This is a genomic window from Runella sp. R5_40, assembly GCF_057652295.1.
Genome location: NZ_JBYFCH010000026.1, coordinates 45,127 through 59,222, shown reverse-complemented (window position 1 = coordinate 59,222; position 14,096 = coordinate 45,127). Strand labels below are relative to the sequence as shown.

16 protein-coding genes are annotated in these 14,096 nt (G+C 44.0%); 11 read left to right on the top strand and 5 right to left on the bottom strand.

Annotation, left to right across the window (positions count from 1 at the left end):
- Positions 1-174 precede the first annotated feature (174 nt).
- The 3 genes from AC23N5_RS27630 (at position 175) to AC23N5_RS27620 (ending at position 3,552) form a co-directional block, all read left to right on the top strand.
- Positions 175-1,032, top strand: a complete 858-nt coding sequence (locus tag AC23N5_RS27630) for a prephenate dehydrogenase (RefSeq protein WP_183977806.1) — start codon at positions 175-177, stop codon at positions 1,030-1,032.
- A gap of 12 nt (positions 1,033-1,044) precedes the next feature.
- Positions 1,045-1,866, top strand: a complete 822-nt coding sequence (locus AC23N5_RS27625; protein WP_487758006.1) for an alpha/beta hydrolase — start codon at positions 1,045-1,047, stop codon at positions 1,864-1,866.
- 138 nt (positions 1,867-2,004) lie between these two features.
- Positions 2,005-3,552: an acyl-CoA carboxylase subunit beta gene (locus tag AC23N5_RS27620; protein ID WP_487758005.1), complete on the top strand. Its 1,548-nt coding sequence runs from the start codon at positions 2,005-2,007 to the stop codon at positions 3,550-3,552.
- 85 nt (positions 3,553-3,637) lie between these two features.
- Here AC23N5_RS27620 and AC23N5_RS27615 read toward each other — a convergent pair whose 3' ends face one another.
- Positions 3,638-5,056: an ATP-dependent DNA helicase gene (locus AC23N5_RS27615; RefSeq protein ID WP_487758004.1), complete on the bottom strand. Its 1,419-nt coding sequence runs from the start codon at positions 5,054-5,056 to the stop codon at positions 3,638-3,640.
- A 179-nt stretch (positions 5,057-5,235) separates the two neighbouring features.
- On the opposite strand from AC23N5_RS27615, the gene AC23N5_RS27610 reads away from it, so the two are divergent.
- Genes AC23N5_RS27610 through coaD form a run of 4 tightly spaced genes read left to right on the top strand, consistent with a single transcriptional unit; the run spans position 5,236 to position 7,639 of the window.
- On the top strand, positions 5,236-5,673 hold the full coding sequence (locus AC23N5_RS27610; protein ID WP_028526180.1) for a CBS domain-containing protein: 438 nt from the start codon (positions 5,236-5,238) through the stop codon (positions 5,671-5,673).
- A gap of 51 nt (positions 5,674-5,724) precedes the next feature.
- Positions 5,725-6,267 carry an NUDIX domain-containing protein gene (locus AC23N5_RS27605; RefSeq protein WP_487758003.1) on the top strand — a complete coding sequence of 181 codons (543 nt, stop codon included), beginning with the start codon at positions 5,725-5,727 and terminating at the stop codon, positions 6,265-6,267.
- Complete coding sequence (locus tag AC23N5_RS27600; protein WP_028526181.1) at positions 6,267-7,172, top strand: DUF3822 family protein; 906 nt, start codon at positions 6,267-6,269, stop codon at positions 7,170-7,172. Before AC23N5_RS27605 ends, AC23N5_RS27600 begins: the two co-directional genes overlap by 1 nt.
- Positions 7,169-7,639: a pantetheine-phosphate adenylyltransferase gene (gene coaD, locus AC23N5_RS27595; RefSeq protein WP_183977813.1), complete on the top strand. Its 471-nt coding sequence runs from the start codon at positions 7,169-7,171 to the stop codon at positions 7,637-7,639. Before AC23N5_RS27600 ends, coaD begins: the two co-directional genes overlap by 4 nt.
- Here the strand turns inward: coaD and AC23N5_RS27590 are convergent.
- The 3 genes from AC23N5_RS27590 to rfbC form a co-directional block, all read right to left on the bottom strand.
- Positions 7,629-8,033, bottom strand: coding sequence for a DUF983 domain-containing protein (locus AC23N5_RS27590; protein WP_183977815.1), 405 nt, complete (start codon positions 8,031-8,033; stop codon positions 7,629-7,631). The genes coaD and AC23N5_RS27590 overlap by 11 nt on opposite strands.
- A 45-nt stretch (positions 8,034-8,078) precedes the next feature.
- The gene (locus AC23N5_RS27585) at positions 8,079-8,822 is read right to left on the bottom strand and encodes a tyrosine-protein phosphatase (RefSeq protein ID WP_487758002.1); all 744 of its coding nucleotides are present in this window, start codon (positions 8,820-8,822) and stop codon (positions 8,079-8,081) included.
- A 179-nt stretch (positions 8,823-9,001) separates the two neighbouring features.
- Positions 9,002-9,535: a dTDP-4-dehydrorhamnose 3,5-epimerase gene (gene rfbC / locus AC23N5_RS27580; RefSeq protein ID WP_487758001.1), complete on the bottom strand. Its 534-nt coding sequence runs from the start codon at positions 9,533-9,535 to the stop codon at positions 9,002-9,004.
- Between the two features lie 48 nt (positions 9,536-9,583).
- Between rfbC and AC23N5_RS27575 the strand changes: the two genes are divergently transcribed.
- Positions 9,584-10,690 (top strand): sensor histidine kinase, encoded by a 1,107-nt coding sequence (locus AC23N5_RS27575; protein ID WP_183977819.1) that lies wholly within the window; start codon positions 9,584-9,586, stop codon positions 10,688-10,690.
- A 55-nt stretch (positions 10,691-10,745) separates the two neighbouring features.
- Positions 10,746-11,480, top strand: a complete 735-nt coding sequence (locus AC23N5_RS27570; RefSeq protein WP_122930971.1) for a LytR/AlgR family response regulator transcription factor — start codon at positions 10,746-10,748, stop codon at positions 11,478-11,480.
- A gap of 55 nt (positions 11,481-11,535) precedes the next feature.
- Here AC23N5_RS27570 and AC23N5_RS27565 read toward each other — a convergent pair whose 3' ends face one another.
- Positions 11,536-12,510: a polyprenyl synthetase family protein gene (locus AC23N5_RS27565; protein WP_028526188.1), complete on the bottom strand. Its 975-nt coding sequence runs from the start codon at positions 12,508-12,510 to the stop codon at positions 11,536-11,538.
- A 198-nt stretch (positions 12,511-12,708) separates the two neighbouring features.
- On the opposite strand from AC23N5_RS27565, the gene AC23N5_RS27560 reads away from it, so the two are divergent.
- Positions 12,709-13,632, top strand: a complete 924-nt coding sequence (locus AC23N5_RS27560) for a patatin-like phospholipase family protein (protein ID WP_183977820.1) — start codon at positions 12,709-12,711, stop codon at positions 13,630-13,632.
- A gap of 6 nt (positions 13,633-13,638) precedes the next feature.
- Positions 13,639-14,088 carry a GNAT family N-acetyltransferase gene (locus AC23N5_RS27555; protein WP_028526189.1) on the top strand — a complete coding sequence of 150 codons (450 nt, stop codon included), beginning with the start codon at positions 13,639-13,641 and terminating at the stop codon, positions 14,086-14,088.
- The last annotated feature ends 8 nt before the right edge of the window (positions 14,089-14,096 follow it).

The window sequence follows — 14,096 nt, the reverse complement described above, 5'->3', positions numbered from 1 at the left end:
ATTTGTGTGCTATGTGAAAATTCTATGTGGCCTATGTGTTTACGTTTGCTGAGTCACCTGAAAAGTTTCCTATACCCAATCTGAAATAAACGAGACAAAAAAACGGAGAACTCATTACTTTTGCACACTTTTCTGAAAAATAGACAAAAAGTAACTATTTAATCTGATACTGACGTGATAACAACCATTATAGGAATTGGACTTTTGGGAGGGTCGTATGCCCTTTCTTTGCGCGATAAATACCCCAAAATGCACTTTATTGGCGTTGATGCCTCCGAAGTTCACGGGCGATTGGCGGTGGCCAAAGGCATTGTGGATGAAATATTGCCGCTCGAATTGGCCGTACCTAAGTCGGATTTAGTCGTTTTGGCTGTTCCCGTTAACCACATTGTTACGCTAGTCCCGCAAGTGCTTGATTTAATCGGCGACAAGGGGACAGTGATCGATTTGGGTTCTACCAAACGGCTAATTTGCGAAACGGCAGATACACACCCAAAGCGTGACCGTTTTGTGGCGGCACACCCGATGGCGGGAACGGAAAACTCAGGGCCGTCGGCGGCTTTTCGAGAGTTATTGCCCGAAAAAAACGTGATTTTGTGCGATTGTGAAAAAAGTAGCCCCGAATGTGTGGCGTTGGCAGAGGCATTGTTCCGCGATATTGGCATGAAAATTCACTACATGACTCCTGCAGAGCACGATTTGCATCTGGCGTATGTGTCTCATTTGAGCCACGTTACCTCCTTTGCTTTGGGTTATACCGTGCTTGAAAAAGAGCGTGACGAACAGAATATCTTCGATATGGCCAGTACAGGCTTTAGCTCAACGGTGCGTTTGGCTAAAAGTTCACCCGCGATGTGGGCACCTATTTTTGACCAAAATCGGGAAAATTTGTCCCGCGCCTTGGGGGATTATATTGAGTTTTTGCAGCAATACAAGCAGTTTATCGACGACCGCGATGTAAAATCAAGCTTTGATTTTATGCAGCGAGCCAACGACATCCGCCGTATTTTGTCGGGCATTGAAAAACGGTAATGGCTCATCCGCATGACGAATTTATTTCGGGTACTTACCCTAATTTTTATAGTTTGGTTTCCTTCGGCAGTCAATGCGCAAACGAAGGAAGCCAAGCCGTTTGTCCTTGGAAAAATTGAGCAGATTCAGTCGGTAGAGTTGGGTGAACAACGCACCTTAAATGTTTATTTGCCCGACGGCTATTCTCCCGATTCCGCACTCCGATACCCTGTTATTTATTTGTTGGATGGTTCTGCCGACGAGGATTTTATTCACGTGGCGGGCTTGGTGCAATTTTGTAGTTTTCCTTGGGTAAATATCTTGCCAAAAACCATCGTTGTGGGGATTGCCAATCGCGACCGTCGTCGAGATTTTACCTTTCCAACGACCGTTGAAAAAGACAAAAAAGACTTCCCTACTACGGGAGCTTCTGCCAAGTTTATTGCGTTTTTAGAAAAAGAAGTTCAGCCATTTGTTGACCAAAATTATAAAACGAACAATAGTAAAACACTTGTTGGGCAGTCACTTGGAGGTTTGTTAGCCACCGAAATTCTTTTCAAAAAACCGCACCTTTTTAACCAATACGTAATTGTTAGCCCAAGTCTTTGGTGGGATAAGGAATCGTTGTTGGTCGCCAAACGCCAACCGTTGACGTCTTCAACGAAGGTATTTGTTGCGGTCGGAAAAGAAGGGAAAGTGATGGAAAGCGACGCAAAAAGCTTGTTTGAACTGCTCAAAAAAGACCAAAGTAGCTTGCTGAATGCCCTGTACCATTATCTTCCCGACGAAAATCACGCTACTATTTACCATCAAGCCTTGTACGAGGCATTTGTGCAGCTTCAAAAAGCGCCTTAGATCTGGAACGTGAACTACTCTATACTTCTTTAGCAACTGTTTGTCGTTGCAAACGGTAAATAAAGTCATAATCTCTCTTACATTTGTGCAGGATTATTCCAAGCTAAACCAAGTTGATGAGTAACAAAATCTTTGACGATGCAAGCCTCAGATAAAATTCAGATTTTAGACACAAAAAACGAAGAAGCATTGCTCGGTGGCGGTGCCAAGCGCATTGAGCAGCAGCACAAAAAAGGGAAACTTCACGCCCGTGAGCGCGTAGAGTTGTTGCTCGACCCCGATTCTTTTGAAGAAATTGGGAAGTTTGTCATGCACCGTTGCAAGGATTTTGGCCTCGACAAAGAATATTATTTGGGCGACGGCGTCATTACGGGTTATGGTACCATCGATGGGCGTTTGGTCTATGTTTTTGCGCAGGATTTTACGGTTTTTGGAGGTTCTTTGTCCGAAACTCACGCCGAAAAAATCTGTAAAATCATGGATTTGGCCATGAAAAATGGCGCACCCGTCATCGGTCTCAACGATTCGGGCGGGGCACGCATCCAAGAAGGCGTGTTGTCGTTGGCAGGTTATGCCGATATTTTTTACAAAAACACCCTCGCTTCGGGCGTCATTCCCCAAATATCGGCCATTATGGGGCCGTGTGCGGGCGGTGCTGTCTATTCACCAGCCATCACCGACTTCATCATGATGGTAGAAAATACGTCGTACATGTTTGTGACGGGGCCCAACGTGGTAAAAACCGTTACCCACGAAGACGTAACTTCGGAAGAATTGGGTGGAGCAATGACGCACGCGTCAAAATCGGGAGTGACGCATTTTGTGAGTGCCAACGAAGTGGAATGTATCAGCGATATTCGCCGTTTGTTGAGCTATATGCCTCAAAATTGCGAGGAAGAAGCTCCTGCGTTACCCTACGAAGGTGGCAATGAAAAGCGGGCAAAACTAGCTACAATTATTCCCGAAAATCCCAACCAACCGTACGATATGCGGGAGGTCATCAGTGAAATTGTTGATGAGGGAAGTTTTTGGGAAGTACATAAATATTTTGCCGAAAACATCGTCGTAGGCTTTGCTCGTTTGGGCGGTCGTAGCATTGGAATTGTTGCCAATCAGCCAGCCGTGTTAGCAGGTGTTCTCGACATTGATTCAAGCACCAAAGGCGCACGTTTTGTGCGTTTCTGCGATAGTTTTAACATTCCGTTGCTCGTACTTGAAGATGTCCCAGGCTTCTTACCTGGTACCGACCAAGAGTGGAATGCGATTATTACCAACGGCGCCAAATTGTTGTACGCCTTTTGTGAAGCTACTGTTCCGAGAGTAACGGTCATTACGCGCAAAGCCTACGGCGGGGCCTACGACGTAATGAACTCAAAGCACATCGGTGCCGACATGAACTACGCTTGGCCAAGCGCCGAAATTGCGGTGATGGGGGCAAGTGGGGCCGCTGAAATTATCTTCAAAAAAGAAATTGCTGAAGCGGAAGACCCTGCGGCCAAATTGCAGGAAAAAGTCCAAGAATATACCGAAAAATTTGCGAATCCGTATCGTGCGGCTCACCGTGGCTACATCGACGAGGTGATTTATCCTGAGCAAACGCGCGAAAAATTGTTGCGAGCCTTCAAAATGCTTGAAAACAAAGTGGCGACGCTTCCCAAGAAAAAGCATGGGAATATACCTTTGTAGGACAGCTGCCAACCTTCCCGAAAGTTTTGAACTTTCGGGAAGGTTTAAAACTTTCGGGAGGTTTTGAACTTTCGGGAAGGTGAGCCTACTCAAAAAACTGAGCGTGGAAATTCATCATAAAGACTTCATCCGTGGCGCGGGTTACGGCGGTGTAAAGCCAACGCACAAATTCACGGTTCAGTTGGTCTTCGGGCAAAAAACCTTGGTTCACAAACACCGCCTTCCACTGCCCACCTTGTGATTTGTGACAAGTCAGGGCATACGCAAATTTTACCTGTAAAGCATTCAAGTACACGTCCTGACGGATTGCTTCCGTGCGTGCTTTTTTCGTTTTAAGGTATTGGTAATCTTGCGAAACAGCATCGTACAGCCGCCGATTTTCTTCTTGACTCAGCGACGGACTTGGGGAGTGTAGTGTATCTAAAAATATTTTTGCTTCAAACGGCGGTTGGTCTTCATAATCAAGCAGTTGTAGTTCGACAGTGGCAAAGCGGAAACCGTGAACTTCTTCTTCGCGGCGGATTCGTTTTACTTCCACAAAATCACCATTGGCCAGAAAGCCTGCGGGTGACTCTTCGCCTAAAACGGTGTAATTGTTTCGTACAATCATCAGCAAATCGCCCGTGTCTAATTCTTCTTCGGCACCGTTGATTTGTCGCCTTACAAACTGATTGAGCTGTACGGCTTCACGGTTTGAGCGGGTTATAATCGTCACATTTTCACGTCCATATTTATCATACGCATACCGCAAACCATCTTCAAGGCGGTCGCTGGGCATTTTATAAAAATCCCGTAAACCTTTGGTTTGTAGTTGAATAGAAAGTTTTTCTTTGGGCAACGAATCCCGCAAGCGTGTGGCATTATGGAGAATACCAGAATCTTGCCCTTGGCGGGTCACTTCGGTCAGTTCTTGCTCATAGACGCTCATGTAATAAGCGGCTTCGAGCACCGATTTATCGAGGGCGGGGCTTATGTCTTTGTTGACAGGTGGGAGCTGTGCCACATCCCCCACAATCAGCATTTTGTTGCCAATTCCCTCAAAAACGTATTCTACTAAGTCCGACAGCAACCCGCGTGAGCCAAACTCCGCTTCGTCCGAAATCATGGAAGCTTCATCGACGATAAAGAGCGTGTCGCGGTGTTTGTTGGATTGTAATTCAAAGTGCAAAGCGCCAGTATAAGCATCTGCTACTTGGCGATAAATTTTTTTGTGAATGGTCAACGCTTTTTTGCGCGAGTAATTGGCCATTACTTTGGCGGCTCGGCCAGTGGGCGCAAGCAAAACTGTCTTAAATCCAAATTTGGGAATTACTTTGATGAGGGTGCTAATCAGTGTCGTTTTACCCGTACCCGCATACCCTTTCAGCAAAAAACAATCACGTAGGTTTTCATCTTCCAAAAATTCGGCTATTTTTAGGAAAAAATGTTCTTGTCCAGCAGTGGGCTCGTGCGGAAAACTCTTTTTGAGTAAGTCAGACGGCGAAGGAGGCGATGTTTCTTTCATGTATCCAAAACTACGGCAGGAATGTAAAATTCACAACCATTTAAAATTATTCCCAACTAAAAGTTGCCATTATAAAAGAAAAAAAACTATTTTGATGCCAATAACGCGTTCAAAATGGAAACGCCACCTTGTAAAACCCGTAGTTAATCTTTTATAAATCCTATAACTTAACCTTCCAAATGAACATTAAAAATGTACTTCGCGACAAGTCTCGCAATGCGATTTTCTCAGTAACCTCCGAAACAACCGTGTATGAAGCGCTTCAACAAATGGCTGAAAAAAACATTGGAGCGGTATTGGTCATCGACGAGGGAAATCTTACAGGGATTTTTTCGGAGCGGGATTATGCCCGTAAAGGAATTTTGCAAGGCCGCTCGTCCCAAAGCACCCTAATCAAGGACGTGATGACCTCAAAACTAATTACAGTGAGCTCCGAACAAAAGTTGGAAGAGGCCATGTTGATTATGTCAGAAAAGCACATTCGCCACTTGCCTGTGGTAGATGAGGGCGAGCTGATTGGAATTATTTCTATCAACGACGTTGTTTCAAGTATCATCAAGGACCAAAAAGCGCGCATCCAATCGCTCGAAAGCTATATTTCGGGTAGCCCATATTAATATATGCGTATCTTTGCAGCCTTGTAAGAAAACCATAACTGTTTTCAACCGTTGGAAAAGGCGAGAGAAGAAGTAGCACGACTTTATGGAAACCGACTTCGCATACGTGTTTGCGGGGTGTGTATCCAACATAATAAAATATTGATGTTGAGTCACCGTGGTATCGGGAATACCGATGTTTTTTGGTGTCCACCTGGGGGAGGTATCCAATTTGAGGAATCAACCTTAGAAGCCCTACAGCGTGAGTTTGTGGAAGAAACAGGCTTAGAGGTGGAGGTAGGGAATTTGTTGTTTGTCAACGAATTTATGCAACCACCTCTACACGCGTTGGAATTATTTTTTGAAGTGAAAGTGGTCGGTGGACAACAGCACCTTGGAAGTGACCCCGAAATGACCGATGCCAACCAAATCATTCAAGAAATGAAATGGATGAGTATCGAAGACATAAAAAAATATCCTGCGAACGAAGTTCATGCCATGTTTAAGTATTGCGACTCGCTGGAAGCTATTTATGACTTAAAAGGGTACTTAGGACACGTCCCTACCGAAATGCACGATGAACGTAGCACAAGACAAATCGTATTTCAAAACTGATGATTGGTACGCAAGTGGCTATTACTCCATTGTTGGAGATCAAAGACCCTTCTTTCAACCCCGATAAGTGCGCCGAGTACGAATTGATGCTGGAATTGGGAGTTGAACGTTTTCGGTTTTTTGTATTAGAAAGCAAAACCAAGCACGTTCTGTGTTTGGAAGATTATTCTATTGGCGGACTCCCCATGGAAAATAAATGGGTGGTTTGGCTAAAACAATTGTACGAAGAGCACCCATTTTTGAACAGTAACCTTTGGAAGAACGTATCTGTGTGTTTCAATACACCTTCATTTACCTTAATTCCCGACGTCTTTTTTAGAAAAGAATATGCCAATAGTTACTTGGGATTGGTGCAAGGGGAGGTGCCTGAAGGGGAACATTTGTTGCACCACGAGGTTCGTAAACTTGGTGCGCGCAATGTGTTTATGGTAGAAAAAGAAATCTGGGAATGGTTTCTGACAACTTATACGCAACACGTGCCTCATTTTATTCACCAAACGAGTGCACTTATTGAAGGTACGCTCAGCTTGGCGTCGGTAGAAAAAGCACGGACTTTGCTGACCTGTTATTTTGAGGACGACTTTGTGACGTTGACAGTTGCAAAAGCAGATAAGTTACTGTTTTGTAATAAGTTTGGTTACAAATCGGCCAACGATATGGGGTATTTTGTGATGTTCGTACTCGATTCTCTCGGCCTTGCGCAAGAAAATGTGCTTTGTAACATCTACGGCGAAACAACCCCGTACTCAGAAGATTATCAATTGCTCCAGAAATTTTTGCCTTATCTTCAATTAGGTAAAAATCCGACGGGTTTCTTATTGAAAGAAGTTTTTGAAGACCTGCCCGAACACCGTTATTTTAGCCTTTACAACGTTTATTTTGCAACCCAACCTCCCAAAAAATGACAGATCGCATCGCTCTTTTTCCTGGATCATTTGACCCATTTACCAAAGGCCATGAAGACATTGTCTTGCGGGGGCTCAATCTGTTTGACCAGATTATCGTCGGAATTGGACATAACTCTAACAAAAAGAGGTATTTCTCCCTGGAGGCCATGCAAGGGTTGATTGAAAAAACCTTTGAAGCTTTTCCGCAAGTAAGTGTTGTTACTTATGATGATTTGACAGCCAATATGGCGCGCTCACTTGGGGCTCGGTTTTTGGTAAGAGGTTTGCGAAACACCACGGATTTTGAATACGAAAACAGCATTTCACAAGTAAACCGCCACGTGTACCCCGACGTAGAAACGGTATTTTTGATTACGTCGCCCCATTTAGCCCCCATCAGCTCGACGATTATTCGCGAACTACACAAATACGGACATAATGTAGATGAGTATCTGCCTTATCAATTGTCAGAAGTTACCATTTAGGTACATTACGGTGCGGATTTTTAGGTGCTTCTGGGTCATAGCTGACAAAAATATTAATCCAAAGTAATCGACCCCAACGAAAAAAAAGTGGTTGTGAAATGATAATAACGGGGATTAATACGCCCAAAACGTAAAAAATGTTCATTTCCCACATTACTACACAAGTAACAAACACTGCGGCAATCAGTGCGGTATAAAGCGCGTAGCTGCCGTACATCCCTCCAAAATAAAAGCCAGGTTCCCGCTCGAAAGGCTCGTTGCAGACTTCGCAGTGGTCGTTCATTTTGTCGAAGTCTTTAAAATTGAACGGATTATCGTTTTTAAAAAAAGCACCCTCGTGGCAATGTGGGCATTTGTTGCCAAAAATACTGTACAGTTTGGTTCCTTTTAACATAAGTGGCATCGTTACTGCCCAAAAGTACGCCTTTTTTACTACAACTTACAGCAAACTGCCGTTGAGTAGCCCTTTTTCAAGCGCAACCCCAAATGCCTTCGACCGAAGGGCGTCGGACGCTTGTCCCCAATCACGCAGGTTGTGCGCGTTACTGCCCAAAAAGTCCACGAGTCCTTCATTGATGAGCCGTTCAGCTAGGAGGCGAGTCGCAGGGTGATTCGATTGCCAAGCCCCAAGATTAACCTGAAAAAGAACGCCACTTCGATGTAGTCGAAGCACTTGGTTAAAATCTTGTTGCAAATAATAATAACGCTCGGGATGGGCTAAAACGGGCGTCAGTTGCTGTTTTTGTATGAGTGAAATGGCATCATTTAAGAACGACGGAAGTCCCACAATGCCTGTTTCAAAGAGTAAGTAGTTGTTGGCAATCGTTAAAAGTGGTTGTTGGGTGTCAAGAAGTGATAAAAAAGAAACATCAAGGTAATATTCGGCCGCTACTTCTAGCTCAATGGGGATACATCGGCGAATGAGGGCGTGGTTGAGTACCTTTTTGGCAATTTGAATATCTTCAAAACTGTTTGGGTAATAGTCGCCCATGATGTGGGGAGTGGCAATGACTTTACGAATACCTTTGGAAGACATTTCATGCAACAAAATAAGCGCGTCTTCGAGGGTTTCGGGGCCATTGTCTAACTTTGGCAGTACGTGCGCGTGCATATCTACCGTAAAAGCAGAAGAACGTGGGATGGTGTCGGGCGTTCGGTTGCGCTTTAAAAATGAGAATGGCATAAACGAATCAAATCATGGAAAACCTATATGCTTTTTAGGTATATAATTCCCATGAATTGTGCCAAACTAGCCCCTAAAAAAAAAATAAATTCTTTTGCCTTTTAAAACATAAATACGTGCTTTTTTAACTCTTTTGGTACATCAAAAAAAGCAAAGTAAAAAGTGTGGTATGTAAATTGCTAAAAGGAAATTTGGTCAAATTGGGGCAACTCAAGGTCTTTTGAGGAAACAATAGGGTTTGTTACTTGCCAGTCGATATTGAGCGTAGGGTCATTCCACAGAATACCTCCTTCGGCGGCTTTATTATAGAGATTGGTACATTTATAAATAAATACCGAATCCTCTAAAGCGACAAATCCGTGGGCGAAACCTTCGGGTACATAAAATAGGTTTCCGCGGGTAGCGTCAAGCTCAACGGCCTCGTATTGACCAAAGGTGGGGGAGTTGGGGCGGATATCAACGGCAAAATCTAACACACGACCCATGACAACCCGAACCAATTTTCCTTGGGCGTGCGGCTCGCGTTGAAAATGTAAACCACGTACTACCCCTTTTTTGGAAAAAGACTGGTTATCTTGCACAAAATGAGTGGGCAATCCGTGGGCCTCGAATGCTTGCTTATTGTAAGTCTCAAAAAAATACCCTCTTTCATCTTTATAAACCGTTGGTATAATTTCTAGCAATCCTTCGAGCGATTTTTTGATAACTTGCATAGGTGAGTTAAGATTGAAAACTGTGACAAAATTAGATAAATTGAACGAATGACGAAAAAAAGAATATATTGGATTTGCCAAGTTGGAGGATGGACGGCGCTAATTCTTTCTGAATTAGCGATTTATACCCTCGAAGGAGAAGTCACAACAGGGGACTTTTTTTTCGCTCTGGCTAATATTTTAGTCTGTGTTTTACTCACCCACTTTTACCGCCTTATCGTGCGGGAGCAAAATTGGGTGAGCTTACCCGTGTATCAAATCGCCCTCAGGGTTATCATTTCTGGATTAAGTTTAGGGCTTTTAATGACCCTGATGAATTACCCAATTGATTTAAAAGTCTTAAAGGATACCTTTAAAAGTCAACCTTATATCTTTTTTGCCGATTGGCTTTCATGGAGCAAAAGCATGTTTATGTGGGTGTTGAGCTACACGGTTTACCATTACGTAGAACACAAACTAGATGCCGAAATCGAGCGTATTTTACTCAAAACTTCCATCAAAGAGTCGGAAGCCAAAGTACTTCGTTCTCAGCTGAATCCACACTTTGTTTTTAATGCCCTCAATTCGATTCGGGCGTTGGTGTCGGAAGACCCTTCCAAGGCACAGCAAGGTGTTACGCAGCTATCTAATATCCTTCGCAATTCGTTGTTGGCCGACCGCCGAAAAACCGTTGAATTACGGGAAGAACTCAAAACAGTAGAAGACTATTTAAGCCTTGAAAAAGTTCGTTATGAAGAACGTTTGAAAGCCGACTTCCACATTGATCCCAAAACGGTTTACTTACAAGTACCACCCATGATGCTGCAAACCTTGGTCGAAAATGCCATCAAACATGGTGTCCAAAAAGCCATGAGTGGGGGGTTTGTGCAAGTAACGACATTTCTTGAAGGCGATTATGTACACATTCATATCCGAAATACGGGCATTTTGGCCAAAAAAGACAGCATTGACAAACAAAAAGAAGCCAGCGGATTTGGCCTTGAAAATACCGAACGTCGCTTACATTTGTTGTACGGTGAAGATGCCAAGTTCCGAATCTTTCAAGAATCGGAAGAGGTGGTTCGGGCCGAAATCATCGTTCCTACCCAAACCGAGGGCGTTTTTAAGAGTGGCTCCAGCCTTTCTTTTTCAAAATTGACCTCCCAAACGTCGTAAGAGAATCTACTAATATATAACCAATAACCGTGGCTTGCCCACTTAACTACCACGAATGAAAGCCCTTATTATTGATGATGAACGGTTGGCGCGGAACGAATTGCGCCGTTTACTTGAAAATTTTCCTAAAATTGAAATAGTGGGAGAAGCTGCCAACGCCGACGAAGCCAAAAAACTCGTAGAAGAGCTTCGCCCCGACTTGCTTTTTTTGGATATTCAAATGCCTGGCAAAAATGGATTTGAATTGTTGGAGTCGCTCGAAGATGATACCATTCCCGAGGTGATTTTTACAACTGCCTACGATGAATATGCGCTCAAAGCGTTTGAATACAATGCCTTGGACTACATTCTCAAGCCGATTGATTTGGCGCGTTTGAGCGAGGCTGTTCACCGCGTTTTTGAAGAATTTGACCGCAAGCACGAAGGAGAGTCGGTGTCTGAACGTAAAATTTTGGGCGAAAACGACCAAGTCTTTATCAAAGACGGCGAAAAATGTTGGTTTGTAAAATTAGGAAAGGTGCGTCTGTTCGAGTCGATGGGCAACTATGTGCGTTTGCATTTTGATGATCAAAAACCGTTGGTTCTCAAGTCATTGAACGCCTTAGAAGAGCGACTTGACCCCGTATGCTTTTTCCGTGCGAATCGCAAGCACATCATCAATTTACAGTGGATTGACAAAATTGAGCCGTGGTTTTCGGGAGGGCTTTTGGTTACGTTGAGAGGAAGCGGGGAGAAAATAGAAATTTCGCGCCGCCAAGCCATCCGTTTCAAAGACATGCTGAGTTTGTAAGAAATAACACAAAATGTTGCGGCCCTTCTTCGTCTAGGAGAAGGGCTTTTTTGTCTTACTTATTACGTTCAATCGTAAACTGCACCAAGCCTTCTAAGGAATTACGATACGCCGATTCGGGGAATGAATGCAAGATAACCTTAGCCTCGTCCACCAAGCGCTGCATGGCCTGTGTAGCGTACTGGATGCCACCCGATTCGCGAACAAATTTGATGACTTCTGCTACTTTTTGCGGCTTGTCGCTGTGGTTTTTAATGAGATTGATGATGTGGCGTTTGGTACTCCAAGAAGACTGACTCAGCGCATGAATGAGCGGAAGCGTCATTTTTTTCTCTTTAATATCAATACCGAGCGGTTTGCCAACTTCTGCATCGCCAAAGTCAAAGAGATCATCTTTGATTTGGAAAGCAAGCCCCACTTTTTCGCCAAACTCCCTCATTTTTTCCACTAAATCTTCGGTCGCACCTGCCGACTGGGCACCTACGGCGCAGCAAGAAGCAATGAGCGAGGCCGTTTTTTGCCGAATGATTTGAAAATAAACTTCCTCCGTAATATCTAACCGACGGGCTTTGGCCAATTGGAGCAATTCGCCCTCACTCATTTCACGAACTGCATTTGATACGAGCTGTAGGAGCGTAAAGTCTTTATTGTCAACGGATAAAAGCAGCCCTCGTGAGAGCAAGTAGTCGCCTACTAATACCGCAATTTTATTTTTCCAAAGGGCATTGACCGAGAAAAAACCGCGACGGTAGTTGGAGTCATCCACCACATCGTCGTGCACAAGGGTTGCAGTATGAAGCAATTCGATAAGCGCAGCACCACGGTAAGTAGCTTCTGTAATTGTACCACTTACGCCCGCCGTTAAAAAAACAAACATGGGTCTCAGTTGTTTGCCTTTACGACGGACAATGTAATTCATGATTTGGTCGAGGAGCATCACCTCGCTTTTCATAAACTGCCGAAATTTGCTTTCAAAAGCATCCATTTCGGAGGCAATTGGCGCCTGAATATCTTTTATTGAGAGGGACATATTATCAGTGGGCTATTCAGTAAACAGTGAATGTGGGGAAAATAGTTTAGCTGAAAGTGCCTGCAACTTTAACCTTTTTTTGATTTGTTGTCTAACAAACGCCAAATTTGGGACAAAATCTATTAACATTACACCAAAGTGGCATAATTTGTTTGGAATTTGTGAAGAAAATAAAAAAATCAGGCTAAAGATAGATGTATGAGAGCATTAGTATTGGGCGGTGGTTCGCTTAAAGGGGCATTTCAAGCGGGAGTTATTCAAGCTATTTTAGAAGAGGGTTTTGAACCCGACATGATTTACGGAGTCTCGGTCGGCAGTTTGAATGCAAGTTATTTGGTAAACGAAGCGGGGCGTCAGACAATTGAGCATAAAAAAATTGATTGGCCGCGTTTGAGTCGCCTCCTCATTGAGTTTTGGATCAAAAATATAACAGGCCCCGAAGCAATTGCAAAACCCCGCTCACGTCTTACATTAGGTTTTGATACGCTTACGAGCCGTTTTGATGGCCTCTTGGACAATACGCCCCTAAAAAATTTGTTGCGTTCAAACGTGGATGAATTTATTTTACGAACAAGCCCTATCAAGCTCAAAGTAGGTGCGGTGGACGTTATCAGCGGAAAAATGGTGTATGCCACGCCCCAAGAACCCGATTTTCTGGATTATGTACTTGCAAGCAGCTCTTTGCCTACGATTATGCCGCCTGTCTTAATCAAGGGTCAACGAAAAACGGCCTTGTTAGATGGAGGGTTGAGGGTGGTTGCGCCTCTAAAAGCAGCCTTGGAAGACGGAGCGACCGAAGTGGTGTGCGTGGCTTGCCACTCAGAACATATTTACGGCGAAACGGTCAATTACCGAAATGTACTGCAATTGATGGAGCGAGTAAAGGACATCAACGTCAACCAAATTGTGAACAGTGACATCGCTTGGGCGCAAAGCTATGTCGAAAATGAAAACCTAAAGGGGCGACCGCTGAAGCTAAAGGTGATTCGTCCACACGAACCTTTGCATTTGGACATGCTCAAATTTCAATCGGAAGACATTGTACGGTTGATTGTACAAGGGTACAAAACTGGCGTCGAGTATATTCAATTAGAAGACAACAAGTATTTTTTTTCAAAGTAAGTAGTTATGCAAATTACCATTCGTAAAGGTACACCCGAAGATGTGCCGCAAGTATTCGCTTTGGTTCAGGAGCTTGCCTTGTATGAGCGTGCGCCTGAGCAAGTCACCAACACCCCCGAAATGATGTTGAAGGATGGTTTTGGCCCAGAACCCATTTTTGGCCTTTTTGTGGCAGAGGTAGATGGACAAATCGTCGGGATTTCGCTCTATTATTATCGTTACTCGACTTGGAAAGGAAAACGACTCTATTTGGAGGATTTGATTGTGACGGAGTCGATGCGGGGGCATGGATTGGGAAAGATGCTGTTGGATACCACCGTTCAAGAGGCAAAAGATACAAATTGTACTGGGGTAATGTGGCAAGTGCTGGATTGGAATGAGCCATCCATTAAGTTTTATGAACGCTACGGCGCGCGTTTGGATGGAGAGTGGATCAATTGTCATTTAGATTTTTAAAGGCCAAA

Excerpts from the sequence above, each read along its gene's own strand:
- AC23N5_RS27625 (WP_487758006.1), top strand. The coding sequence starts at position 1,045 with ATGACGAATTTATTTCGGGTACTTACCCTAATTTTTATAGTTTGGTTT.
- AC23N5_RS27620 (WP_487758005.1), top strand. The coding sequence starts at position 2,005 with ATGCAAGCCTCAGATAAAATTCAGATTTTAGACACAAAAAACGAAGAA.
- AC23N5_RS27615 (WP_487758004.1), bottom strand. The coding sequence starts at position 5,056 with ATGAAAGAAACATCGCCTCCTTCGCCGTCTGACTTACTCAAAAAGAGT.
- AC23N5_RS27610 (WP_028526180.1), top strand. The coding sequence starts at position 5,236 with ATGAACATTAAAAATGTACTTCGCGACAAGTCTCGCAATGCGATTTTC.
- AC23N5_RS27600 (WP_028526181.1), top strand. The coding sequence starts at position 6,267 with ATGATTGGTACGCAAGTGGCTATTACTCCATTGTTGGAGATCAAAGAC.
- coaD (WP_183977813.1), top strand. The coding sequence starts at position 7,169 with ATGACAGATCGCATCGCTCTTTTTCCTGGATCATTTGACCCATTTACC.
- AC23N5_RS27590 (WP_183977815.1), bottom strand. The coding sequence starts at position 8,033 with ATGTTAAAAGGAACCAAACTGTACAGTATTTTTGGCAACAAATGCCCA.
- AC23N5_RS27585 (WP_487758002.1), bottom strand. The coding sequence starts at position 8,822 with ATGCCATTCTCATTTTTAAAGCGCAACCGAACGCCCGACACCATCCCA.
- rfbC (WP_487758001.1), bottom strand. The coding sequence starts at position 9,535 with ATGCAAGTTATCAAAAAATCGCTCGAAGGATTGCTAGAAATTATACCA.
- AC23N5_RS27575 (WP_183977819.1), top strand. The coding sequence starts at position 9,584 with ATGACGAAAAAAAGAATATATTGGATTTGCCAAGTTGGAGGATGGACG.
- AC23N5_RS27570 (WP_122930971.1), top strand. The coding sequence starts at position 10,746 with ATGAAAGCCCTTATTATTGATGATGAACGGTTGGCGCGGAACGAATTG.
- AC23N5_RS27565 (WP_028526188.1), bottom strand. The coding sequence starts at position 12,510 with ATGTCCCTCTCAATAAAAGATATTCAGGCGCCAATTGCCTCCGAAATG.
- AC23N5_RS27560 (WP_183977820.1), top strand. The coding sequence starts at position 12,709 with ATGAGAGCATTAGTATTGGGCGGTGGTTCGCTTAAAGGGGCATTTCAA.
- AC23N5_RS27555 (WP_028526189.1), top strand. The coding sequence starts at position 13,639 with ATGCAAATTACCATTCGTAAAGGTACACCCGAAGATGTGCCGCAAGTA.